This is a genomic window from Halomonas sp. DP1Y21-3 (genome assembly GCF_019801245.1).
GTDB lineage: Bacteria > Pseudomonadota > Gammaproteobacteria > Pseudomonadales > Halomonadaceae > Halomonas > Halomonas litopenaei.
On sequence record NZ_JAHVJM010000003.1, the window covers coordinates 377,875 to 399,754 of the forward strand.

Genomic DNA, 21,880 nt, shown 5'->3' on the forward strand with positions numbered 1-21,880 from the left:
CCATGGACGACGTCACGGCGATCATCGACGGCCTCAATGCGGCGCAGCATGAGGCGGTCTGCGCTCCCCAGGGCAATATGCTGGTGCTCGCCGGCGCCGGTTCCGGCAAGACCCGCGTGCTGGTCCATCGCATCGCCTGGCTGATGCAGGCGGAAGGTCTCTCGCCCTACGCGGTGCTGGCGGTGACCTTCACCAACAAGGCCGCCAGGGAGATGCGCACTCGCCTGGAGGCGTTGCTGGGGATCTCGTTGCGCCATGTCTGGGTGGGTACCTTTCACTCCATCGCCCACCGCCTGCTGCGTACCCACTGGCAGGATGCTCGTCTGCCCCAGCACTTCCAGATCATCGACTCCGATGATCAGCTACGTCTGATCAAGCGCCTGTTGAAGGACAACAAGATCGACGACGAGCGTTTTCCGCCCCGTCAGGTGCAGTCGTTTATCAGCGGCTGCAAAGAGGAGGGATTGCGTCCTCACCAGGTCCGGATCAACGGTGACGCCTACGTGGAGCAGATGGTGGCGCTGTATGACGTCTACCAGCTGACCTGCGAACGTGGTGGCCTGGTCGACTTTGGCGAGCTGCTGCTCAGAAGCCTCGAGCTGTTGCGCGACAATCCTGCTCTGCTGGCCCACTATCAGGAGCGCTTCGCCCACGTACTGGTCGACGAGTTTCAGGATACCAACACCCTGCAGTATGCCTGGCTGAAGCTGTTGACCGGACAGCGCACGCCGATGACGGTGGTCGGCGATGACGACCAGTCGATCTACGGCTGGCGCGGGGCGCGGGTGGAAAACATTCGTCGCTTCGAGCAGGAGTTCAGCGACACCAAAACGGTGCGCCTGGAGCAGAACTATCGCTCCACCAGCGCCATCCTCGACGCCGCCAACGCCCTGATCAAGCAGAACTCGGATCGCATGGGCAAGGAGCTGTGGACCGCCGGCAGTCGTGGCGAACCGATTTCTGTCTACGCCGGTTTCAACGACATGGAGGAGGCGCGCTTCATCGTCGACACCATCAAGGAAAAGGTCGACGAGGGGTTCAAGCGCCAGGAGGTGGCCATCCTCTATCGCTCCAACGCCCAGTCCCGCGTCATCGAGGAGACCCTGATCCGCCAGGGCATGCCCTACCGCATCTACGGGGGCCAGCGCTTCTACGAGCGCCTCGAGATCAAGAACGCCCTGGCCTACCTGCGGCTGCTGCTCAACCGCGACGACGATGCCTCGCTGGAGCGGGTGATCAATGTCCCTGCCCGCGGTATCGGTACCCGCACCGTGGAGGGGCTGCGCGATCGCGCCCGTCGTACCGAAGTGTCGCTGTGGCAGGCGATCCACGACACCCTGACTGACGGCTCGCTCAAGGGGCGTGCGGCCAACGCCGTGGGTGCCTTTGCCAATTTGATCGAAGGCCTCGACAACGACACCTCGGGGATGGCGCTTCACGAGATCATCGCCCACGTGAATCAACGCAGTGGTCTGATCGACCATCATCTGAGCGAGAAGGGGGAAAAGGGGCAGGCCCGGGTCGAGAACCTGGAAGAGCTGATCAACGCCGCCCGTGCCTTCACCCAGGGCGAGACGCTGGACAACGTCGAAGCCGGGGAGGGCATGGCCGCGCTGGAAGCCTTTCTGGCCGAAGCTGCCCTCAACGCCGGCGAGCACGAGGCCGACGAATTCGAGGACAGCGTCCAGTTGATGACGCTGCACTCGGCCAAGGGACTCGAATTTCCCATCGTGTTCGTGGCCGGGGTCGAGGAAGGCCTGTTTCCCCACCGCATGTCGCTGGAAGAACCCGGGCGCCTGGAGGAGGAGCGCAGGCTCTGCTACGTAGGGGTCACGCGCGCCATGCAGAAGCTCTACCTCACCCACGCCGAGATCCGTCGCATGCACGGCAAGGAGACCTTTCAGCGCCCGTCGCGCTTTCTGCGTGAATTGCCGGAGTCGCTGCTCGAGGAAGTGCGTCTGCGTGGCCAGGTGTCACGTCCGGTCAGCGCCCGGCCAACGCCGTCGCGCTTCGCCCAGACGACCGTGGAGGCCAGCGGCGATCTACCTGCCTTGTCGCTGGGCCAGCGGGTACGCCATCCGGTATTCGGGGAGGGGGTCATCCTCAACGCCGAAGGAGAGGGCGAGCGGGCCCGTGTCCAGGTCAGCTTCGAAGGCCACGGCGACAAGTGGCTGGTGCTGGGCTTCGCCAAGCTGGAGGCGCTGTAGCGGGGTCTCAGTCTAGTCATCAAGGCGCCGGTGACCGCCATGGGCCTGCTGACACTGATCCATCTGATCAGCATCCCGGTGACCAACACCTCGGTCAATCCGGCGCGTAGCACGGCGGTGGCGGTGTTCGTGGGTGACTGGGCGCTGGCGCAGCTGTGGTTATTCTGGGTGGCGCCGCTGATCGGTGGTGTGCTGGGTGCGCTTGTCTACCGCCTGATCGGATGCGCTCGACCGGTGGGCGAGCAGGCGACCTGAGGTGACTTGAGCAAGACGCAGGAAACCGGCCCGGCCATCTCCGGGCCGACCTGCGTGGTGGTGGCTTGCAGGCGAATTTCGCTTTGCCGCATACTGCTTGGCGGACACCACGCCGAGCGCGGGGAATGGCGCTTCAGCGCGGCTCCCTGCGCTCCCGGCGTCGACACTACAAGCTTCAGGAGCTCGCCCCATGGAACGTCGTTCCTTCCTCAGGACAGCCGGCCTCGGCGCCGCCGGCGTGGCCGCCGCCCCCTTCGTCAATACTGCCAGCGCACAGGAAACCATCACCTGGAACATGGTGACCTCCTGGCCCAAGAACTTTCCGGCCCTCGGCACCGGAGCCAACGATCTGGCAGCGCGTATCGAGCGGATGTCCGGCGGACGCATGAAGGTCAGGGTCCATGGTGCCGGCGAGATGGTACCGCCGATGGAGGTCTTTGACGCCGTGTCCCAGGGAACCGCCGAGATGGGCCACTCCGCTTCCTACTACTGGCGGGGCAAGGTCGCGGCTTCTCAGTTCTTTACCGCCGTGCCCTTCGGCATGACCACCACCGAGACCAACGCCTGGCTGTACTACGGCGGCGGCCAGGAGCTGTGGGACGAGCTCTACGCCGACCACAACCTCAAGCCTTTCGCGGTGGGTAACACCGGCACCCAGATGGCTGGCTGGTTCAAGAAGGAAATCAACTCGCTCGAGGATATGCAGGGCCTCAAGCTGCGTCTGCCAGGGCTCGCCGGCGAGGCGATGGCCGGGATCGGCGTGACCACACTGACCATACCGGGTAGCGAGATCTTCACCTCCCTGCAGACCGGCGTGCTCGATGCCGCCGACTGGGTGGGGCCCTACAATGATCTGGCCTTTGGTCTGCATCAGGTGGCGGACTACTACTACACCTCGGCCTGGAATGAACCCAGCGCGGTGCTGGAAGGCACGGTCAACCTGGATGCCTGGAATGCGCTGCCCGATGACCTCAAGGCGGTGGTCAACGAAGCCGCCAAGGCCTCCAACCTGGCCATGATCAGCGAATTTGCCTTCCGCAACGCCGAGGCCCTGGACGCCCTGGTCAATGAGCATGGCGTCAAGCTGCGCTCGTTTCCGGAGGAAGTACTGGCGGCCCTGCATGACTCCTCGCAGCAGGTGCTGCAGAAGCAGGTCGACAACGACGAGGCGTCGGCGCGGATCTACGAGTCCTATCGCAATTTCCAGAGCCAGGTACGCAAGTTCTCTGACGTCGGTGAGTTCGCCTACCTGAAGGCCCGCGATAGCGTGCTTGGCCAAGGCGAGTCCTGACGCCAGACGAGGCTCAAAAGTGGTGGCACAGACCCGGCGGTGACGGGCCTGGCGAGGTGATGAAGGCTAGCGACGGAAAACCAGGCGCGCCACGGGCGCGCCTCTCTTGAAGGGCTATCTTGCAGGTCTAGTTCGCAGGACTAGCTTGCAGGTCTAGCTCGCACCTCTCTCTCGCCGGTCGCGTTCCCAGCTCTTGCTGAGGTATCGCTCAGGTATCGGATCGGACGCCGCGTATGCGACCGTTGTCATCCAGTGCCACCATCACATGGCGTGCCTCGGTGACCTTGTGCAGGTCGGCGTCTTCGGCGTCCTGGAGGGACCGGATCCAGACCTCCACGTCGATCTTGATGGAACTGTGGCCGATATCGCGCACCTCGGTGTAGACGCAGACCAGCGAGCCGACACGCACCGGGCACAGAAAGTCCATGCCTTCGATGGCGACGGTGGCGGTACGTCCCATCGCCTCGCGGCTGGCGGTCCATTCCGCGGCCTGATCCATCAGGCCCACCAGCCAACCTGCCGGGATATCGCCGTGGGCATTGGTATGCTGTCGTGTCGCGGCCAGCTGGAGCGTCAGCTGTCCCTTTGGCACGGGAACGTCATCGAGTTCTGTCATCATGGTGGGCGGCGCCTGGTCGTGGATGTTGTTGTGTCGTCATGGTACCCACCCGGGTCAGTCTTTCTCTACCGTTGGTGTCATGAAACGCCCAGGGGAGCGCATGTCTAGGTTGTCGCGTTGCATAGGTGCGCTCAAGCGCACGCTGTTGTCTTCAAGCTCGGGACCAGGAGCGGTGTCGAACGTGGCATCGAGAGCGGCCTCGAGCCTGATATCGGGTCTGGTGTTGGCCGCCATGCTGGTGTCGGCGAAGGTTGCCGCCCATGACGTGGCCGGCTCTCTCGATGCGATAGGCTCGGATACCATGGCGGAGTTGATGCTGCGATGGGGCGAGCAGTTCGAAGAACAGCGACCGGGGGTCAGGCTGCAGCTTCAGGTGGCTGGTTCGGCCAGTGCACCGCCTGCCCTGATCGCCGGCACCACCCTGCTGGGCCCCATGTCCAGACCCATGCAGGAGGACGAGTCCGCGGCCTTCATCGAGCGCCATGGCTACGCGCCAACGCCGGTGGTGGTCGGCAAGGATGCCCTGGTGGTGGTGGTCAATCGCCACAACCCCTTGTCTCGACTGTCTCGAGCAGAGCTCGATGCGATCTTTTCCGACACCCTCGCGTGCGGTGCCAGCGAGAGCATCGAGCGCTGGCAGCAGCTGGGGCTCGAGCGTCCGGGGGGCACCATCCACCTGTATGGGCGCAACGCGGTCTCCGGCACCCATGGATTGTTTCGTCGCCGCGCCCTGTGTGACGGCGAATTCAAGGTATCGGTCATGGTGTCGGCGGGCTCTGCCGCCGTGGTGGCCGCCGTGGGTGACGATCCCGCAGGCATCGGTTACGCCGGCCTGAATCACTTGAATGCGGACGTCAAGGCGGTAGCGATCGGCAACGCCGAAGACGGGATTCTTCCGCGCCGACAATCGCTGCGAAGCGGCGGCTATCCGTTGTCACGGGACCTGTTGATCTACGTCAATCGCCCCCCCGAGGGCGAGCTTCCCGACGTCGAACGGGCCTTTCTCGACATGGTGCTGTCACCCTCGGGCCAGCGGGTGGTCAAGGAGCTGGGTTTCGTGGCGCTACCGCCGTCTGTGCTGGCCGCTCAGCGACATGCCCTGGGGCTGGCTGAACTGCCACGGGACGGGCCTTGAGAGATGCCAGGCCCCGGTCGGGTTGTCATCTGGGTGTCATGAAGTTGTCGTAATCTTTCGCTATATACCGATGGCCCAAGATCAATGTCTGACCCTTCTCCGATAACCTCACTGCACCAGACGAGACAGCGACGTGACCGCCTGGCGACCATGCTGATCACGGCCGGAGGGGTTGGCGTGCTGTTGGCGGTGGTCGCCATTGCGGTATTTCTGCTGGTCGAGGTGCTGCCGCTGTTCTGGCCGGATGGCGCAAGCTTTCCGCTGGAGGCGCTGTGGTCATCGCCAGACGTGAGCGGCGAGCCCGAGTATCGCTGGCTGCCCCATCGGCTGGATGACGCCGCGGTGCCCCAGGCGAGCCTGGCCCCGCTGTTGTGGGGCACCCTGGAAGCGGCCGCCTGGGCGTTGGTGGTGGCGATTCCCCTGGCGCTGGGTGCTGCGGCGCACTCCAGCCTGTACATGTCTCCCGGCCTGCGCGCACGGCTCAAGCCGACGCTGGAGCTGATGGAGGCGATGCCCAGCGTGGTGCTGGGGTTTATCGCCGGTCTGGCGCTGGGGCCCTGGGTCGAACGTCACCTGGCGCAGTCGCTGTCGATTGTGGTGGTGCTGCCCGCGGCGGTGGTGCTGCTGGCGTTGGGCTACCGGTGGTTGCCCGATCGGCTTAAGGCTGCCCTGACGTTACGCTGGGCGGCCCTGTGGTTGATCCCCTGCCTGTTGCTGCTGGTGTGGCTGGCGATGAGCGTGGCGCCGATGTGGGAAGGATGGTGGTTCGATGGCGACTTGCGCCTGTGGGTCGAGGATTCCTGGGGACTCGACGTGCAGGCACGCAACGCCTTGATCGTCGGGCTGGCCATGGGCTTTGCGGTGATTCCCGGCATCTACGCGCTTGCCGAGGATGCGCTGAGCGATGTGCCTCGGGAGTTGGCCGAAGGCGCCCAGGCCATGGGCGCGACCCGCTGGCAGACGCTCACCCGGGTGATGCTGCCGGTGGCGCTGCCCGGTGTCTTTTCGGCGATCATGATCGGCGCCGGGCGCGCCGTGGGCGAGACCATGATCGTGCTGATGGCCAGCGGCAACAGCGCGCTGATGACGGCGAGCCCGCTGGATGGCTTGAGGTCGCTGGCCTCGAGCATCGCCATCGAACTGCCGGAAGCCGCACCCGGGGGCAGTCACTATCGGCTGCTGCTGCTGGCGGCCCTGGCCCTGTTTGCCTTCACCTTTCTGGTCAACACCCTGGCCGAGGTGGTGCGTGCCCGTCTGAAGCGTCGTTTTACCCGGCGTAAGGGGGACGCGTGAAGATTCCCGGTCACACCGCGGTGGGCATGCCCGGCAAGCGGCGCACCCGAGAGGGCCCCTGGGCCTGGTTGGCAGCGGCCTCGGTGGCGCTGTCGCTGATCATGCTGGGGGCCTTGCTGGTGCTGTTGAGCGTCAAGGGCCTGGCCAATTTCTGGCCAGCGACGGTCCACCAGTTGACCCTGAAGAGCGGTGAGACGGTGATAGGGGTTCCCCTGGAGACCCGCGAGCTACCCTCCGGGCAGGGGCTGGAGCGGCGCTATCTGACCGCCAATCGTGATGACGGCGGTGGCATCTGGCGGTGGCTCGCCAATGACCAGATCACCGAAGACACCACGCCGGAGGATCTGGTGGTGCTGGAGCGGCGCCACTGGGGCACCTTCCTGGGGCGTCTGGTGGCCTTGCAGTCGGGTGATCAGCGCTTGACCGGTCCGGATGCCTGGACGGTGCTCGAGTCCCGGCTGAAGGAGATCAATGCCCTGCGCGACGAACGTCGGCGTCTGACCCACGACGAGATATTACCGCTGATCCGCAGCATGGAAGACCAGGATGGCCACCGCTCGGAGGATCGGCGTCTGGCCGACCTGCAGCGCCGGGCCAGTGAGCTTCAGCAGCGCATGCAGGGTGACCTGGTGGTGCTCGAGAATGGTCAAGGGCGCCGTCAGGAACAAGCCCTTGCCGAGATACTCGAGGCCTGGCGCCCCAACGCCATGGCCTGGCATGAAAAACTCGGCCACTGGGTGCGGGAGCTGTGGCAGTTTCTGTCCCAGGGGCCACGCGACGCCAATACCGCTGGTGGCGTCTGGCCGGCGATCTTCGGCACCATCCTGATGGTGCTGTTGATGTCGATTCTGGTCACGCCTTTCGGGGTGCTGGCGGCGGTCTATCTCAATGAGGTGGCCCACCAGGGTCGATTGACCCGACTCGTCCGGATCGGCGTGCGCAATCTGGCCGGGGTGCCGTCCATCGTCTACGGCGTGTTCGGCCTGGGGGTCTTCGTCTATGGCATCGGCGGCAGCATCGATCGCTGGTTCTTCGAATCGACGCTGCCCTCGCCGACCTTCGGCACCGGCGGGCTGCTGTGGGCCTCGCTGACCCTGGCGCTGTTGACCTTGCCGGTGGTGATCGTGGCCACCGAAGAAGGTCTTTCGCGGATCCCGCTGCACCAGCGTGAAGGCGCCCTGGCGCTTGGGGCCACGCGCTTCGAGACCCTGACGCGGGTGGTGCTGCCGATGGCCACGCCGGCGATGCTGACCGGCCTGATCCTGGCGGTGGCCCGGGCCGCCGGCGAGGTGGCGCCGCTGATGCTGGTCGGGGTCGCCAAGCTGGCGCCGCAGGTGCCGCTGGACGGGGAGTTTCCCTTCCTCCACCTTGAAAGGAAGTTCATGCACCTGGGGTATCACATCTATGACGCGGCCTTTCACTCCAGCGATGTCCAGGCGGCGATGCCGCTGGTGTATGCCACAGCGCTACTGCTGGTCACGGTGATTCTGGTGCTTAACCTGACTGCAATATTCATGCGTCACTATTTGCGTAAGCGTCATGGTGCCCCGGTGCGCCGATGATGCAGGGAGAGGCAATGTCCATCGATGGCGAGCTGCCCAAGCGTCAGCTGGCCCAGGCAAGACTGGGAAATCGACGCGGGGCGGTCATGGAGTTTTCCGCGGCCGATACCTGCCTGGATATCCAGGGTTTGACCCTGGCCTATGGCGGCAAGACGGCGCTCAAGGATCTGACCCTGCGCATTCCACGCCATCGGGTCACGGCCTTTATCGGGCCGTCGGGCTGCGGCAAGTCGACGCTGTTGCGCGCCTTGAATCGTCTGCACGACCTCAATGAGGACGTCAGTCGTCACGGCCAGATTCATCTGGACGGCCACGATATCCATGACCCCAGGGTGGCGGTGGCCGAGCTCAGGCGTCGGGTGGGCATGGTGTTTCAGGCACCGAACCCCTTCCCCATGTCGATCTACGACAACGTCGCCTTTGGCCTGCGTCTGCAGGGAGGCTTGAGCAAGCGCCGCATCGACGATGTGGTCGAATGGGCACTGAAGTCGGCGGCGCTGTGGGACGAGGTCAAGGGGCGTCTACGGGCGTCGGCCTGGTCGCTCTCGGGAGGCCAGCAGCAGCGTCTGGTCATCGCCCGGACCCTGGCGGTGGAACCCGAGGTGCTGTTGCTCGACGAGCCGGCCTCGGCCCTGGATCCGATCTCGACGCTGAAGATCGAGGAGCTGATTCGCACACTCAAGCCGCATCTGACCCTGGTGCTGGTGACCCACAACATGCAGCAGGCGGCGCGGGTGTCGGACTATACGGCGTTTTTGCACAACGGTGAGCTGGTGGAGTACGGCCCGACCGACACCCTGTTCACGCATCCGCGCCTGAGGCGCACCGAAAACTACATCACTGGACGCATGGTGGGCTAGCGTCCCGTCCCATGCTTCTTCAGGAGACCTTCATGGATATCACCAGCGATACCCACAGCCAGCACATCTCGAGGCAGTTCAATCATGAGCTCGAGGAACTCAAGACCCACCTGATGGCCATGGGTGGCCTGGTGGAAAAGCAGGTGCAGGATGCCGTCAGTTCGTTGCTCGACGCCGACTCTGCACTGGCCTCTCGTGTGGTCGACAACGACCGTGCGGTCAATGACATGCAGGTCAAGATCGACGACGAGTGTACCCGCGTGCTGGCACGCCGTCAGCCGGCGGCCTCGGACCTGCGACTGGTACTGGCGGTGATTCGTGCGGCGTCGGATCTCGAGCGTATCGGTGATGAGGCCAGCAAGATCGCGCGCAACGCCATCGAACTGGTCGACGGCAACAACGGCACCCGCGGCTTCGTCGAGGTGCGCAATATCAGCGAGCACGTGCGTCACATGATGCGTGACGCCCTGACCTCCTTCGCGCGTTTCGACACCGAACTGGCGATGCAGGTGGTGCAGGAAGACGAGCGGGTCGACAGCGAGTATCAGAGCGCCATGCGCTCGCTGATGACCTTCATGATGGAGGATGCGCGTTCGATCTCTCCGGTACTGGGCATCATGTGGATCCTGCGCGCGCTGGAGCGTGTCGGCGATCACGCCAACAACCTGGCCGAGTACGTCATCTATCTGGTCAAGGGCCTGGATATCCGTCACATCGACCCTGACGACCTCAACCAGGAACTGCTCGACGACAGCAGCACGTCTTGACCTCGACGCCCTGAGCGGCGTCAATAGGCCGGCCCCGTCAGGGTCGTTGCCTGCACTCTGAGCATCGGGCCATCGTCGAGACGATGGCCCGATGTCGTTGGGGCACTGTCATCTTCAGCCACTGCCAAGGATCGATGTCATGCTGAATGCCCTCGAGGCGGTCCGCCGCGGAACCCGCCTGGTCTATAGCCAGGGCCTGCGTCGTTATGTGTTTCTTCCCATTCTGGTCAACCTGCTGGTCTACGCCGGCATGCTCAGCTACGTGCTCGGTGAGTTCGGTGGCTGGCTCGATAGCTGGATGGCCATGGTGCCGAGCTGGCTGGAATGGCTCGACTGGCTGATCTGGCCGTTGTTTGTGGTCAGCCTCGTGCTGATCGTGTTCTTCAGCTTTACCTTGGTTACCCACCTGATCGCCGCCCCCTTCTACGGCTTCCTGGCAGCCCGGGCCGAGGTCGAGCTGACCGGCCGCGAGCCCATCGATGATCGTGGCTGGCTCAAGACCGGTCTCGACGCCCTGGGCAGGGAGCTGTTGAAGCTGGCCTATATCCTGCCGCGCATGATCGGGCTGTTTATCCTGAGCTGGATTCCGGTGGTCAACCTGATCGCGCCGCTGTTGTGGGCGGCCTTCAGCGCCTGGGTCATGGCGATCACTTACCTCGACTACCCGATGGATAACAACAAGGTCAGCTTCGCCGATATGCGCAAGCGCCTGTCGGCGCGCTGGTGGCCGAGTCTCAGCTTCGGTGGCCTGGTGACCTTGATCACCTGGATCCCGCTGGCCAACCTGTTTCTGATCCCCGGGGCCGTGGCCGGCGCGGTGCTGATGTGGGATCAGCACTATCGGCAGTTGCCGGTGGTTCGGCGTTGAGCAGCAGTTTGATCACCGCTATCGGCGCTGTCGATGGCCGTACGGCGTCAAAAGGGGATAGCAGGGAGTGGCCATGACGGCGCTGTTGCCAAGTCTTTTGCTCTATATCGCGGCGGCGCTGGCCGAGATCGCCGGTTGCTTTGCGGTGTGGCGCTGGTGGCGAGATGACGCCTCGGCATGGTGGTTGCTGCCCGCGGTGGCGAGTCTGGTGGCCTTCGCCTGGCTGCTCAGTCAGATCGATGCCGACTACGCAGGGCGTGCCTTTGCCGCTTACGGGGGCGTCTACATCGTGGCGTCGCTGGGCTGGCTGTGGTGGGTCGAGCAGCGCCTGCCGGATCGCTGGGACCTGATCGGGGGCGCGCTGTGTCTGGTGGGTGCCGCGGTCATCCTGCTGGGGCCCAGGAGCTGATGGGAGCACGCCCTGTTCGTCCTGGCGGGGCCTAGGCGCTGTCCGAAAAGTCGACGAGCGAAGGTTAGACAAGGCAAAAATCGGTGAGACAGCGCAGTTTACGGGGTGTAAATGAGCATTTTGATCCGATTTTTAACGCCGTATTACCGAGCGCAGGCACTTTTCAGACAAGCCCTAGTGCACAGCGCCGGCGCGGCCGAGCGCCACCGGGTCGGCCGCTGCCAGCCGGCTCGAGGGAAAGATGCAGCGGAAGGTTGCGCCCTCGCCGAGTCGGGAGTCGATATCCAGGCGTGCCTCGTGGCGCAGCAGCACGTGCTTGACGATGGCAAGCCCCAGGCCGGTACCACCGGTGGCGGTGCTGCGGCCCTTGTCGACCCGGTAGAAGCGTTCGGTAAGGCGTGGCAGGTGCCTCGGATCGATGCCTTCGCCGTCGTCTTCCACCTCGAGGCAGGCGCCTTCGCCGTAGGCACGCCAGCGTAGCGTGATATGGGCGCCGTCACCGGCGTAGCGCACCGCATTGAAGGCCAGGTTGGAGACCGCGCTGTGCATCTCCTTCTCGCTGCCGGTGAGACTGCGCGATTCTTCGACGACGACCTCGATCTGCTGGCGCCCGCCTGACAATGCCTCGGCGTCGCGCTTGACCGCCTGCAGCAGGGTGGTGGGGTCGAGGCGAACGTGGTCGCTGCCGCCCTGGTCGTTCTCGAGTCGTGACAGCAGCAGCAGGTCGTTGACCAGATTCTGCATGCGGCGCGTCTGGCTCTGCATCTGGGCGACCCCCTTGCCCAGGCGCTCCGGCAGCATGTCGGCCATGTCGCTGTAGGTCTCCAGGTAGCCGGTGAGCACGGTCAACGGCGTGCGCAGCTCGTGGGAGACGTTGGCGACGAAGTCGCGGCGCATCTGTTCCAGGCGATGCAGACGGGTGATATCGCGGGCCATGACCAGGCGTTCATCGTCACCGTACAGGGTGATCTGGAACTGCAGGATCATGTTCTCGTCGATGGGGGAGGGCAGGCTCAGCGGTTCGCGGTAGTCACGGGCATTGAAGTAGCCGACGAAGCGCGGGTCGCGCAGCAGGTTGGTGATGTGCTGGCCGCGGTCCAGCGCCGGCTTCAGGCCGAGCATGCGCTCGGCAGAGCTGTTCCACCACTCCAGGTCGCCGTGGCGATCGAGCATCACCACGCTGTCGCGCATCGCCTCGGACGACTCCTGGATACGCTGGAGGGTCGAGCGCAGGCGGCGCTGGGTGATCCGCTGGCCTTTCTGGTAGCGATAGAGGCGATCGAACAGCTCGCCCCACAGGCCACTGGCGGTGGGAGGTTCCTGCTGGGGACGGTGGGTTAGCCAGTCGTGCATCGCGTGCAGGTTGCGCAGGTGATAGCTGAGCCCAAGCGCCAGGCCCAGGCCGATGCCTACGCTGGACAGCGAGAAGGGCCAGCCCAGCAAGGCGCCGAGACCCACCAGCACGGCCAGGCGCCAGACTTCTCGTCTCCACAGACGACCCACGTCAGTTCTCGGCTCCGTTCACCTCATCCCTCCTGGTGCTGCGTTGCGTCGATGGCTCGCTCAGACCTTGGCCGAAAAGCGATAACCGGTACCGCGTACGGTCTGGATCAGTTGCTGATGGGGTTCCCCCAGGGCCTTGCGCAGGCGGCGGATATGCACGTCGACGGTACGTTCTTCGACGTAGACGTTGCCACCCCAGACCTGATCGAGCAACTGGCCACGGGTGTAGGCGCGCTCCTGGTGGGTCATGAAGAACTGCAGCAGGCGATATTCGGTGGGGCCCATGTCCAGCGACTTGCCGTCGACGCTGACGCGATGGCTGACCGGGTCGAGCTTGAGGCCTTCCACCTCCACCGGGTCCTCGACGCCCCGCGGAGTGGCGCGTCGCAGCACTGCCTTGAGTCGGGCTACCAGTTCTCGCGGCGAGAATGGCTTGGTGATGTAGTCGTCGGCGCCGGCTTCGAGGCCCTGGATTTTGTTGTCCTCCTCACCCTTGGCGGTGAGCAGGATGATCGGCAGCTCTGCGGTGGTTTCCTCGCGCTTGAGCCGGCGGGCCAGTTCGATGCCGCTGGTACCCGGCATCATCCAGTCCAGCAACAGCAGGTCTGGCTGGTCATCGACGATGATGGCGTGGGCGGCCTGAGCATTGTCCGCCTCGAGCACCCGGTAGTCGGCCATTTCCAGCGCCACCGCGATCATTTCACGGATCGGAGCTTCGTCATCGACGATCAGTACGGTCTTGGCGGTCATCCCGGGAGCCTCTTGGTCAGGGTCTTACACTCGACGGTGACAAATGACACCACGTCAATGTGACAATTAGATGACATTGTATCCATTGTCGTGCGACCGAGACGGGCATTTCCCTCACCCGAGGGAGGGATAGAGGCTCAGTCCGAGTCCGGCGAACAGCAATAGGCCCGACCAGTGGTTGTTGAGAAAGGCTTGGAAGCAACGGTCGCGGTCACGGCTCTTGATCAGCCGCTGCTGGTGGACAAAGGTCGCGCCCATGGCCAGCCAGCCGAGCCAGAAGAAGCCGCCCAGCGCCAGCAGGCTGCCGGCCCAGGCCAGCAGCCCCAGGGTGGCCAGCTGCAACAGCGCAATGATGCGGGTGTCCCAGCGGCCGAACAGCACCGCGGTGGACTTGATGCCGATCTTGAGGTCGTCGTCGCGGTCGACCATGGCGTATTCGGTGTCGTAGGCCACCGTCCACAGCACGTTGGCGGTAAACAGCAGCCAGGCGACCATCGGGACTTCGCCGAGCACCGCGCCGAAGGCCATCGGAATGGCCCAGGAGAAGGCCGCGCCCAGCACCACCTGGGGGAAGTGGGTGTAGCGCTTCATGAAGGGATAGCTGGCGGCCAGCACCGCTCCGATCAACGACAGCCACACGGTAAAGCCGTTGGTCAGCCAGACCAGCGCGAAGGCCGATCCCAGCAGACACACGAACAGCACCTTGGCCTCCCGCTCACTGATGCGGCCGGTAGCCAGCGGTCGGTTCTTGGTGCGTTTGACGTGGCCATCGAAGTGGCGATCGGCGTAGTCGTTGACCACGCAGCCCGCCGCTCGCATCAGGTAGACGCCGGCGACGAAGATCAGCAGGGTGTCACGGCCCGGAATGCCCTCGGAGGCCACCCACAGCGCCCACAGGGTCGGCCACATCAACAGCCAGGTACCGATGGGGCGGTCCAGACGCATCAGCGCCAGAAAGTCGGGAATTCGGTTCAGGTATCCAGGGGGACGCAGCAGCGAACGATCCATCGGTCTCTCTCATGCTCTGGCGCAGGTCAGGCGAAAATGAGGCGTAAGCCGGGCAAAAGTCGCTTCTCGGAGAAACATCGCCGAGAAGCCTTGGCGCAGCCTAGCGCGAGCCGACGGCCATGACCAGCAAGGCGAGCCCAGCCAGGCTCGACCGGCACGACAAGACCAGTAGGCCATCATCATCCGTACAGGGCTTCGGCGGGCTACCGTCAGCCCACGCCATGGTTGGCGCCTCGGTGTCCGAAGAGGGCGACAACAGGGAGTCAGCCGGTGGCCGAGGCGGCTAGCGACAACGCCCGGCCCATGGCCGGCATAAAGCTCTCCTGCACCAGCAGCACCCAGCCGCTGTGACGAAATACCGAGCGGCGTTGCCACAGCCCGGTATAGCCGTGGATCGGCCTCGAGTTACGGCCGATCTGAATGGCGCTGCGCTCGAGATCGGGCTGGCGAAACAGCCAGCTGCCGAGAGAGGTCTCGCCGAGGCCTTCGAAGGGAGCGTCGTGACGCTCGACGATCGGTGCCACGCTGCGCGCCACCACCCAGGGCTCCTCGTCCACGCACAGGGCGACCTCGCGCAGCCAGGCCTGCTCGTCGCTGGCCAGACCCAGCACGTGGGCCTCGTCCGGCCACGGCAGGCCCTTGGCCTCCGCCAGCAGGCGTACGCGAAAGTGCCCGGCGCCTGCCGCCTCGATTAGGCGTTCTGTCAGGGAGTCCCGCGAGGCCAGCCAGGCGTGCCAGTCAGCGGGCACCGCGATGCCACCGGAGGCCAGCGACACCCAGCCGGGGTCGACGATATCGGCCGCGTCGGCATTCGGCGAAGAGGCTGTGGCTGGCGCGGGATTACCCGGTCCGGACCCCGAGCGCTCCCCCAGGGAGCGGAATGTGGAAGGAAGCTGTGTCATGCGGCCTCGGCAGGGCTGTCGTCACCGGAGGCGGTGCTCCGGTCGGTCGGCGCATAGTGTACCATGTGGCCCAGCACTCACCCGCTGGTGTGGCCCCGTGCGGGCCGGCCCAGCTTCAACAGCGACCGCCCGGCGGTCGTCGGCAGAGTCGAAGGAAGCGATGCAAGGACCCTTGACCATCATCGGTACCGGCATGGCGGGCATAGGCCTGGCACGCCAGGTGCGGGCGCTGGACGCCCACCGACCGATCACCCTGATCAGCGCCGACTCAGGCGATGACTATTCCAAACCGCTGCTGTCCACCGGCTTCGCCAAGGGCCTGGCGGCGGACCGGCTGGCCGCGCGCTCGGCGCTGGAACTGGCCGATCAACTGGGCGCGGTGGTACGTCCCCACACCAGGGTCGATGCCATCGATCTGGCGTCGCGCACCCTGTGCCTGGGCCAGGAACGCCTGCCCTGGTCGGATCTGGTGATTGCCACCGGTGCCAGCCCCGTGGCGCCCTTCGAGATTCCCGATGCCCTGGCCGGACGGGTGTTCTCGATCAATGATCTCGACGACTATCGGCGTTTTTCGGCAGGCCTCGAGGCGCTGGGGCGCCCGGCTCGGGTGGCCATCGTCGGCCTCGGACTGGTCGGCTGTGAATTTGCCAACGATCTGCACGCCGGTGGTCATCGCGTCTGCCTGGTCGGCCCTGAACCCTCGTTGTTGCCCAGATTGCTGCCCCGGCGACTGGGTCAGACTCTGAGCCAGGCCTTCATCGAGGCCGGCATCGACGTCATCCATGGCCGTCTGGTGAGCAGGCTCGAAGGTGCCGGCGGTGACATCGGTGTGCACCTCGACGACGGCCATGAGCTGGAGGCGGATATGGTGCTGGTGGCCACCGGTCTGAAGCCGCGCTCTCGGCTGGCGCGAGAGGCCGGTATCGCGACAGATGGTGATGCTATCGTCGTCGATCGCTATCTTAAAAGCTCCGATCCTCGTGTTCATGCGCTGGGTGATGTGGCCTCGGTGGATGGTGTCAATGCGATGTACGTGCAGCCGCTGCAGGCTTCGGCCAAGGCGCTGGCCGCGACCCTGTGCGGTCGTCCCACCCAGGTGCGCTACGGGCCCTGGCCGGTGCTGGTCAAGACGCCGCTGCTGCCGGTGGTGGCGCTGCCGCCGATGACCGACAAGGTGCATTGGCGAATCGAGGCCGACGGCGAGGATATCAGCGCCCTGGCCGAGGATGACGAAGGGCGTCTGCAGGGCTTTGCGTTGACGGGAAAATGCGTTCGTCGGAAAGTCGAACTGGCGCGGGCGGCACCGCCGTTGCTAGGCTAGGTTCGTCAACGGCGCGGGTTGTACGCGATACAGCCGTCGTTGAAGGTGCCACCGAGGCAGGGCAATTCTATCGGGGACGACCGCCACGACGTGTGGCTGGCCGGTGTCGTATCGCCGGTTTCGTACCGATGGAAGAGGCAAGGTCCCGTCGGCGGTGGCTCTCGCTAGTCGAAAGACAGTCAGGAAGCGCTGAGCGCACCGTGATGTTCATCGTCGTGGTCAACGATCCTGTTGTCACGGCGCAGGGCCGGGGACTGCCCGTGTGGACACTCGGACAGTGTTTCCATAACAATGATGCCGGTGTCACGGCACCGGAGTATCAAGCCAAACCAGGAGGGCTGTATGCGCAAGCCAGAACTCGCCGCGGCGATTGCCGAGCGTGCCGATCTATCCAAGGACAAGGCCAGCCAGGTGTTGAACGTCATCCTCGACGAAATCACCGGTAGCGTGTCTTCCGGCCAGGACGTGTCGTTGATCGGCTTCGGCACCTTCACCGTGCGCGAGCGTGCCGCCCGCACCGGCAAGAACCCTCAGACGGGCCAGCCGCTGAAGATTCCCGCCAGCAAGACAGTCGCCTTCAAGCCCGGCAAGGGGCTCAAGGACGCAGTCGCCCGCTGAGGTGACGACTACCACCGCCTGTCCTCCAGGCGGTGGATCGATATCGCGGCCCGGTAGCGGGCCGCGCCTACCCGTCGACCGGTGAGGCAACATGACCCTGAGACTGATGCTGTGGCTGCTGGGCGTCATGCTCAAGCGGGCCTTCAAGCGCAAGGCGCGATTCCGCGAACGTCTGCAAGACCGGGGTGGGCTCGACTGGGGCATCGCCACCGAAGATCTGTCCATCGCGCGCCACTATCGCATGCGTCCCACGGGGATCGAGAGTCAGCGCGGACTGCCGGTGGATCTCGATCTGGAACTACGCTTCCAGGACAGTCAGACCGCGATCAAGGTACTCCGGCGCCCCTCCCAGCGCACCTTCCTCGATGCCATGATGGCCGGCCAGCTGCGACTGGTGGGCGACGCCCAGGATCTTGATCGGCTGCAGCGTCTGCTCAAGCACCTGTGAGGCACACCTGATTCATACCCGGCCCACACCTGGCCCACACCTGGCCCACACCTGGCCCACACCCGGTTCACACCTGGCCATAGCGGCCGGCTTCCTCGCCCAGCCAGCGCCTGATTAGTGGCCTGCTGGCCTCCGCTGCCTGCTCGAGCAGGGCATCGGCCAGTGGAGTGATGCGCGGCAACAGGTCGGCATCACGCTCCAGGTCGGCGATCTTCATCTGGGCCAGCCCCGTCTGGCGGGTGCCCAGCACCTCTCCGGGGCCACGAATCTCGAGGTCCCGCTCGGCGATGCGGAAGCCGTCGGTGGTCTCGCGCATGACCGACAGGCGCTGTTTGGAGGACTCCGACAGCGGCGGATGGTAGAGCAGCACGCAGTAGCTCTCGGTACTGCCGCGCCCGACCCGGCCACGCAGCTGATGCAGCTGCGATAGCCCCAGACGTTCGGGGTTCTCGATGATCATCAGGCTGGCGTTGGGCACGTCGACACCGACCTCGATGACCGTAGTGGCGACCAGCAGGTCCAGCTCGCCGCTCTTGAAGGCGGCCATCGTCTCGGCCTTCTCGGCCGCCTTCATGCGCCCGTGGACCAGGCCGACGGCCAGGCCCGGCAGAGCCTCGGTCAGCTCCTCGTGGGTCACCTCGGCGGCCTGGCAGGTCATCACCTCGGACTCCTCGATCAGGGTGCAGACCCAGTAGGCCTGGCGGCCCTCGTCGCAGGCCGAGCGGATGCGCTGAATCACCTCGGGCCGGCGTTCGTCCGGCACCACAGCGGTGGTCACCGGGGTACGCCCGGGCGGCAGCTCATCGATCACCGAGACGTCCAGGTCGGCGTAGGCGCTCATCGCCAGGGTGCGAGGAATCGGGGTGGCGGTCATCACCAGCTGGTGGGGCGTTAGCCCGCCCTGTTCGCCCTTCTCGCGTAGCGCCAGACGCTGATGCACGCCAAATCGGTGCTGTTCGTCGATGATCGCCAGGCCCAGACGAGAAAACACCACATCATCCTGGAAGATGGCGTGGGTGCCGACGATCATGCGCGCTCGACCGTCGGCGATGGCGGCCTTGGTGTCCAGGCGCGCCTTGCCCTTGAGCTTGCCCGACAGCCAGGCCACGTCGATGTCCAGCGGCGCAAACCAGTCGCGGAAGGCGCGGTAGTGCTGCTCGGCCAGCAGTTCGGTGGGGGCCATGATGGCGGCCTGGCAGCCGCCGGCGATGGCCGTCAGTGCCGCCATCGCCGCCACCACGGTCTTGCCCGAACCGACGTCGCCCTGGACCAGACGCAGCATTGGCGCGGGCCTGGCCAGGTCGGCTCCGATCTCGTCGAGCACGCGACGCTGGGCGCCGGTCAACGAAAACGGCAGCTGGGCCAGAAAGCGAGTCTTCAGGCTGCGACCGCTGGGCAGCTCCGGCGCGCCGTCCGACTGAATGCGCAGGCGCACCTCGCGCAGGCTCAACTGGTGAGCCAGCAGCTCTTCCATGGCCAATCGCCGGGTGGCCGGGTGATGCCCGTCGCTTAGTGCCTCGACGTCGCTGTCGGGGGGCGGATGGTGCAGGGTGGCGAGGCTATCGTGCAGCGAGGCCAGGCCGAAGCGCTGACGCAGGTTTTCCGGCAGGTAGTCCGGCAGCGCCTCGGGGGTCTCTTCGAGCAGCGTCATGGCCTGGTCGATCAGCGCCCGCAGACGTGCCTGGGCAAGCCCCTCGGTGGTGGGGTAGATCGGGGTCAGGTGGTCTTCCACCGGCGGTTCACTGCCACCGATCAGACGATATTCCGGGTGGTAGATCTCCAGACCGGTCGCGCCGGCGCGGGCCTCGCCAAAGGCGCGCACCCGCACGCCGGGGCGAAACTGCTGCTGCTGCGCCGGCGAGAAGTGGAAGAAGCGCAGGCTGAGGATGCCGCTGCCGTCACGCAGTCGTACCAGCAGGCTGCGGCGGCGACCGCGGACCACGTCGGCGGCGGATACCTCGCCCTCGACCACCGCCTCGTGTCCCCCCCGCAGGGTGGCGATGGGGGTGATCCGGGTGCGGTCCTGGTAGCGCAACGGCAGGTGAAACAGCAGGTCCTCGATTCGCTCCACCTTGAGCCGGGCCAGCTTCAGGGCTAGCGCCTCGCCGACCCCCTTGAGCGTCGTGACCGGGTCCGCCAGCCCGCTCACGGAGTCTCCGATTCGGCGGCGCGGCAGCGCGCGATGGCTTCGGTCACCGCATCGATGGCCTTGGGCCGGGGAAAGCTGGCGCGCCAGGCGATCGCCACGGTACGTCCGGGGGGATCCGTGAAGGGGCGGCTGATCAGCATGCCGCTCTCGTAGTGGCTGGTGCCGATGGCCGAGCGTGGCAGCACCGTGATGCCGAGTCCCGAGGCCACCATATGGCGGATGGTCTCGAGCGATCCGCCTTCGGCGGTGAGGGTATTGTTGGGGCTGTTGAGCTTGTGGCTGATCGCCGGGCAGGCCTCGAGGATCTGGTCGCGGAAGCAGTGGCCTTCGCCCAGCAACAGCAGGCGTTCATCGAGAAGGTCTTCCTTGGCGATGGTCTCGCGCTCGGCCCAGGGATGCTCCGCTGGCAGCAGCACCTCGAAGTCTTCCTTGTAGAGCGGCTTGGTGACGACGTCGGTCTCGGTGAACGGCAGCGCCACGATGATGGCGTCGAGCTCGCCATTTCTGAGCTTGCGGCGCAGCCCGCCGGTAAAGCCTTCCTCGATGTACAGCGGCATCTGGGGCGCGCCGCGGGTCAGCTCCGGGATCAGGTGCGGGAACAGATAGGGCCCGATGGTATAGATCGCACCGATACGCAAGGGGCTTGCCAACTGGTCCCGGCCGGCGGTGGCCAGTTCCTTGATGGCGCTGCTTTGCTCCAGTACGCGCTGGGCCTGTTCGACGATCTTTTCGCCGAGGGGTGTGACCTGTACCGTGGACTTGGAGCGCTCGAACAGGGCAACCTCCAGCTCCTCTTCCAGCTTCTTCACCGCCACCGAGAGGGTCGGCTGGGAGACGAAACAGCGCTCGGCGGCGCGGCCAAAGTGGCGCTCCTGAGCCAAGGTTACGATATAGCGGAGTTCTGTTAGAGTCATGATGGTGCCGATCGGCATCCTCTATCCGGGGTATTGATCGAGGCGCCAGACGCTGGACGCGCGGGTCTCCGGGCCGGAGCCTCATAGGGATTTTATATCAGGGGGACGCGGTAAAGGTGAAGACAACGACACTGATTGTTGGTTGTGGCGACATTGGCATAACGCTGGGACGCGAGCTGCTCGCCAGTGGACACCGGGTGATCGGCGCGCGTCGCCGGCCCGAACGCCTGGCGGATTCGGGCATCGAAGGCGTCAAGGTCGATCTTGCCGACCCCGAGACGCTGGCTGAACTGCCCGATGCCGACATCCTGGTCTACGTGGTCAGCGCCGACCGCTTCGAGGAGGAAGCCTATCGCGCCGCCTACCCCGAGGGCCTTAAGGCGGTACTGGCGACCATGGCCATCCGTGACAAGGCGCCTCGCCACGTGTTCTTCGTGTCCTCCACCAGCGTCTACGCCCAGCGCGACGGCGAGGTGGTGGACGAGACCAGCCCGGCAGAACCCACCGGTTTCTCCGGTGTGCTGATGCGAGAGGCCGAGCAGGCGTTGATCGAACATGATCTGCCTGGCAGCGTGGTGCGTTTCTCCGGCATCTACGGCCCTGGGCGTGACCGCCTGATCCGCCAGGTGGGCGAGGGCCGCATCGCGCCGGCGTCGCCGACAATGTACTCCAACCGCATCCACCGCGATGACTGCGCCGGGGTGCTGGCCCATCTGATCGGCAAGGCGCTGGAGGGAGCCACCCTCGAGCCCCTGTACCTGGCCAGTGACACCGAGCCGGCCCCGCTCAACGAGGTAATGACCTGGCTGGCGAAACAGCTCAAGGTGGAATGTACCGAAACCATTCAGTCACCGCTGCGTCGCAGGGCCAGCAAGCGCTGCGACTCCAGCCTGCTGATCGATAGCGGGTATCGCTTCCGTTACCCGACCTTCCGTGACGGCTATACCCAGGTGCTGAAAGAAGGCGGTTTTCTCAAGGCCGGCGTGGTGGAGTAAGGCCGG

At 65.3% G+C, this 21,880-nt stretch carries 21 protein-coding genes; 14 read left to right on the plus strand and 7 right to left on the minus strand.

The window, feature by feature from the left end; all coding sequences use genetic code 11:
* Window positions 1-2: 2 nt before the first annotated feature.
* The 3 genes from uvrD to KUV74_RS10420 all read left to right on the plus strand — a co-directional run bounded on the left by uvrD (window position 3) and on the right by KUV74_RS10420 (window position 3,753).
* On the plus strand, window positions 3-2,207 hold the full coding sequence (gene uvrD, locus KUV74_RS10410; RefSeq protein ID WP_124804539.1) for a DNA helicase II: 2,205 nt from the start codon (window positions 3-5) through the stop codon (window positions 2,205-2,207).
* Between the two features lie 39 nt (window positions 2,208-2,246).
* Window positions 2,247-2,462, plus strand: coding sequence for an aquaporin (locus KUV74_RS10415; RefSeq protein WP_261395299.1), 216 nt, complete (start codon window positions 2,247-2,249; stop codon window positions 2,460-2,462).
* A 190-nt stretch (window positions 2,463-2,652) separates the two neighbouring features.
* Window positions 2,653-3,753 (plus strand): TRAP transporter substrate-binding protein, encoded by a 1,101-nt coding sequence (locus KUV74_RS10420; protein WP_045994484.1) that lies wholly within the window; start codon window positions 2,653-2,655, stop codon window positions 3,751-3,753.
* 208 nt (window positions 3,754-3,961) lie between these two features.
* Here KUV74_RS10420 and KUV74_RS10425 read toward each other — a convergent pair whose 3' ends face one another.
* Window positions 3,962-4,369, minus strand: a complete 408-nt coding sequence (locus tag KUV74_RS10425) for an acyl-CoA thioesterase (RefSeq protein ID WP_124804648.1) — start codon at window positions 4,367-4,369, stop codon at window positions 3,962-3,964.
* Window positions 4,370-4,553: 184 nt separating this feature from the next.
* Here KUV74_RS10425 and KUV74_RS10430 point away from each other — a divergent pair, with 184 nt between their 5' ends.
* The 7 genes from KUV74_RS10430 (at window position 4,554) to KUV74_RS10460 (ending at window position 11,266) form a co-directional block, all read left to right on the plus strand.
* Window positions 4,554-5,507: a PstS family phosphate ABC transporter substrate-binding protein gene (locus tag KUV74_RS10430; protein WP_260425358.1), complete on the plus strand. Its 954-nt coding sequence runs from the start codon at window positions 4,554-4,556 to the stop codon at window positions 5,505-5,507.
* 84 nt (window positions 5,508-5,591) lie between these two features.
* Window positions 5,592-6,800: an ABC transporter permease subunit gene (locus KUV74_RS10435; RefSeq protein WP_222516272.1), complete on the plus strand. Its 1,209-nt coding sequence runs from the start codon at window positions 5,592-5,594 to the stop codon at window positions 6,798-6,800.
* Between the two features lie 26 nt (window positions 6,801-6,826).
* Window positions 6,827-8,362, plus strand: coding sequence for a phosphate ABC transporter permease PstA (gene pstA / locus KUV74_RS10440; RefSeq protein ID WP_222516420.1), 1,536 nt, complete (start codon window positions 6,827-6,829; stop codon window positions 8,360-8,362).
* 86 nt (window positions 8,363-8,448) lie between these two features.
* A complete protein-coding gene (gene pstB / locus KUV74_RS10445) occupies window positions 8,449-9,222 on the plus strand; it encodes a phosphate ABC transporter ATP-binding protein PstB (RefSeq protein ID WP_045994491.1) in 774 nt (257 codons plus the stop codon).
* A 32-nt stretch (window positions 9,223-9,254) separates the two neighbouring features.
* A complete protein-coding gene (phoU, locus tag KUV74_RS10450) occupies window positions 9,255-9,989 on the plus strand; it encodes a phosphate signaling complex protein PhoU (protein WP_045994487.1) in 735 nt (244 codons plus the stop codon).
* A gap of 139 nt (window positions 9,990-10,128) precedes the next feature.
* On the plus strand, window positions 10,129-10,857 hold the full coding sequence (gene cysZ / locus KUV74_RS10455; protein WP_108449564.1) for a sulfate transporter CysZ: 729 nt from the start codon (window positions 10,129-10,131) through the stop codon (window positions 10,855-10,857).
* 73 nt (window positions 10,858-10,930) lie between these two features.
* On the plus strand, window positions 10,931-11,266 hold the full coding sequence (locus tag KUV74_RS10460; RefSeq protein ID WP_205254714.1) for a YnfA family protein: 336 nt from the start codon (window positions 10,931-10,933) through the stop codon (window positions 11,264-11,266).
* Window positions 11,267-11,440: 174 nt separating this feature from the next.
* Here KUV74_RS10460 and phoR read toward each other — a convergent pair whose 3' ends face one another.
* From phoR to KUV74_RS10480, 4 genes are all read right to left on the minus strand, one after another.
* The gene (gene phoR / locus KUV74_RS10465) at window positions 11,441-12,769 is read right to left on the minus strand and encodes a phosphate regulon sensor histidine kinase PhoR (protein ID WP_222516273.1); all 1,329 of its coding nucleotides are present in this window, start codon (window positions 12,767-12,769) and stop codon (window positions 11,441-11,443) included.
* Window positions 12,770-12,829: 60 nt separating this feature from the next.
* Window positions 12,830-13,519 (minus strand): phosphate regulon transcriptional regulator PhoB, encoded by a 690-nt coding sequence (phoB, locus tag KUV74_RS10470; RefSeq protein WP_045991649.1) that lies wholly within the window; start codon window positions 13,517-13,519, stop codon window positions 12,830-12,832.
* Between the two features lie 114 nt (window positions 13,520-13,633).
* Window positions 13,634-14,527 (minus strand): 4-hydroxybenzoate octaprenyltransferase, encoded by an 894-nt coding sequence (gene ubiA, locus KUV74_RS10475; protein ID WP_108131975.1) that lies wholly within the window; start codon window positions 14,525-14,527, stop codon window positions 13,634-13,636.
* A gap of 263 nt (window positions 14,528-14,790) precedes the next feature.
* A complete protein-coding gene (locus tag KUV74_RS10480) occupies window positions 14,791-15,429 on the minus strand; it encodes a chorismate--pyruvate lyase family protein (RefSeq protein WP_222516274.1) in 639 nt (212 codons plus the stop codon).
* 160 nt (window positions 15,430-15,589) lie between these two features.
* On the opposite strand from KUV74_RS10480, the gene KUV74_RS10485 reads away from it, so the two are divergent.
* The 3 genes from KUV74_RS10485 (at window position 15,590) to KUV74_RS10495 (ending at window position 17,816) form a co-directional block, all read left to right on the plus strand.
* On the plus strand, window positions 15,590-16,750 hold the full coding sequence (locus tag KUV74_RS10485) for an FAD-dependent oxidoreductase (RefSeq protein WP_222516275.1): 1,161 nt from the start codon (window positions 15,590-15,592) through the stop codon (window positions 16,748-16,750).
* Window positions 16,751-17,092: 342 nt separating this feature from the next.
* Entirely contained in the window at window positions 17,093-17,368 is a 276-nt protein-coding gene (locus tag KUV74_RS10490) for an HU family DNA-binding protein (protein ID WP_045991652.1), read from the plus strand.
* A gap of 91 nt (window positions 17,369-17,459) precedes the next feature.
* A complete protein-coding gene (locus KUV74_RS10495; protein ID WP_045991653.1) occupies window positions 17,460-17,816 on the plus strand; it encodes a hypothetical protein in 357 nt (118 codons plus the stop codon).
* Between the two features lie 67 nt (window positions 17,817-17,883).
* Here KUV74_RS10495 and recG read toward each other — a convergent pair whose 3' ends face one another.
* Together recG and KUV74_RS10505 are read right to left on the minus strand one after the other, a co-directional pair.
* Entirely contained in the window at window positions 17,884-19,965 is a 2,082-nt protein-coding gene (recG, locus tag KUV74_RS10500; protein WP_222516276.1) for an ATP-dependent DNA helicase RecG, read from the minus strand.
* Window positions 19,962-20,879 carry a hydrogen peroxide-inducible genes activator gene (locus tag KUV74_RS10505; RefSeq protein WP_108132191.1) on the minus strand — a complete coding sequence of 306 codons (918 nt, stop codon included), beginning with the start codon at window positions 20,877-20,879 and terminating at the stop codon, window positions 19,962-19,964. The genes recG and KUV74_RS10505 overlap by 4 nt, the downstream gene beginning before the upstream one ends.
* Window positions 20,880-20,995: 116 nt before the next feature.
* Here KUV74_RS10505 and KUV74_RS10510 point away from each other — a divergent pair, with 116 nt between their 5' ends.
* Complete coding sequence (locus KUV74_RS10510; RefSeq protein WP_124804545.1) at window positions 20,996-21,874, plus strand: SDR family oxidoreductase; 879 nt, start codon at window positions 20,996-20,998, stop codon at window positions 21,872-21,874.
* The last annotated feature ends 6 nt before the right edge of the window (window positions 21,875-21,880 follow it).